The sequence below is a fragment of the Flavobacterium sp. genome, assembly GCF_035456085.1.
GTDB lineage: Bacteria > Bacteroidota > Bacteroidia > Flavobacteriales > Flavobacteriaceae > Flavobacterium.
Map to the genome: position 1 here is coordinate 1 of NZ_DATIDY010000113.1, position 2,069 is coordinate 2,069.

Annotated in this window: 1 protein-coding gene; it reads left to right on the forward strand. The window is 36.8% G+C overall.

Annotation, left to right across the window (positions count from 1 at the left end):
* Positions 1-252: 252 nt before the first annotated feature.
* On the forward strand, positions 253-2,069 hold a 1,817-nt coding region (gene metG / locus VLC96_RS08690), incomplete at its 3' end, for a methionine--tRNA ligase (RefSeq protein ID WP_325262169.1).

Sequence of the window (2,069 nt, forward strand, 5' to 3'; positions counted from 1 at the left end):
AATTTTCAAATGGCATATACTTTTGGTTTTTAAGTTAATAACAAATCAAAAGTAATATAATTCTTTAATTATAAAATATATTGTTTACGAATATTCCTATTTTTATAAATAACACACATTCTTTATTTAATATGTGATAAAAAGTTAAAACAAGATTAACTATCGAATAAACAGACAGCATGAAATAGCTCCTAACAAAACCTTTAAACTCTCAATTCTATTGCTTATTTTTGCACTCTATAAAAAATAATCATGACACAGAATCCAGAGAGATATACGATTACGGCAGCTTTGCCTTATACTAACGGGCCAATACACATTGGGCATTTGGCGGGAGTTTATGTTCCTGCTGATATTTATTCGCGCTATTTGCGTTTGCAGGGAAGAGATGTCGCGTTCATTTGCGGAAGCGACGAACACGGTGTGGCTATTTCTATGAAAGCCAAGAAAGAAGGCATTACACCGCAGGAAGTAATCGATAAATATCACGGAATCATTAAAAAATCGTTCTCGGATTTTGGAATTGCATTTGATAATTACTCTAGAACTTCGGCGAAGATTCATCATGATACGGCTCAGGAATTCTTTAAAAAATTATACGACAACAGAGACTTTATCGAAGAAGTAACCGAGCAATTATATGATGCGAAAGCAGATCAATTTTTGGCCGATCGTTTTGTTACTGGAACTTGTCCAAAATGTGATAATCCGGAAGCATACGGTGACCAATGCGAAAAATGTGGTTCAACTTTGAATGCAACTGATTTAATCAATCCAAAATCGACAATAACTGGAGAAACTCCTATTTTGAAATCGACTAAACACTGGTTTTTGCCTTTGGATAGATATTCGGATTTCTTGAATGAATGGATTCTGGTTGGACATAAAAACGACTGGAAACCGAACGTATATGGTCAAGTAAAATCCTGGATTGATGGCGGATTAGAACCTCGTGCAGTAACCCGTGATTTGGATTGGGGAATTGACGTTCCTGTTGAAGGAGCCGAAGGAAAAAAATTATATGTATGGTTTGATGCGCCAATTGGTTACATTTCGTCTACCAAAGAATGGGCTGAAAGAGAAGGAAAAGATTGGGAACCATACTGGAAAAATAACGGAACGAAACTCGTTCACTTCATCGGGAAAGACAATATCGTTTTTCATTGTGTGATTTTCCCGGCAATGCTAAAAGCGGAAGGAAGCTACATTTTGCCAGACAATGTTCCTGCAAATGAGTTCCTAAACTTAGAAGGAAATAAATTGTCTACTTCCAAAAACTGGGCGGTTTGGTTACACGAATACTTGGAAGAATTTCCAAATCAGCAAGATGTTTTGCGTTATGCTCTGACATCAAATGCTCCTGAAACAAAAGACAATGATTTTACCTGGAAAGATTTTCAGGCGAGAAATAATAATGAATTGGTAGCCATTTTTGGAAATTTCATCAATCGTGTGGTGGTGTTAACCAACAAATATTATAACGGAATTATACCTCAGCCAAATGAATTATCAGAAGTTGATGAGGCTACTCTAACTGAATTGAAAGCGTATCCAGCAGTAATTTCAAGCTCGTTGGAAAGATACCGTTTCCGTGAGGCGCTTGGCGAAATGATGAATGTAGCCAGACTTGGAAACAAATACTTAGCTGATGAAGAGCCTTGGAAAATGATTAAAACGGATGAAGAGCGTACCAAAACTCAAATGTATGTTGCTTTGCAAATTGCTGGTGCATTAAGCGTTTTGTGCGAACCATTTTTACCTTTTACAGCTGCTAAACTGGTAAAGACGTTGCAATGCAACGTCTCTACGTGGGATGATGTAGCAACAACATCAGATTTAATTCCTGCTGGACACCAAATTGGTCAGGCAGAATTGCTTTTCTCTAAAATTGAAGACGAAGAAATTCAGAAACAAATAGACAAATTGGAGGCTACCAAAACAGCAAATATCGCTGAAAACAAAGTAGCAGAACCTCAGAAAGATTTGATCCAGTTTGAAGATTTCGCCAAAATGGATATTCGTGTAGGAACAATTCTTGAAGCTGAAAAAATGCCAAAAGCCAACAAACT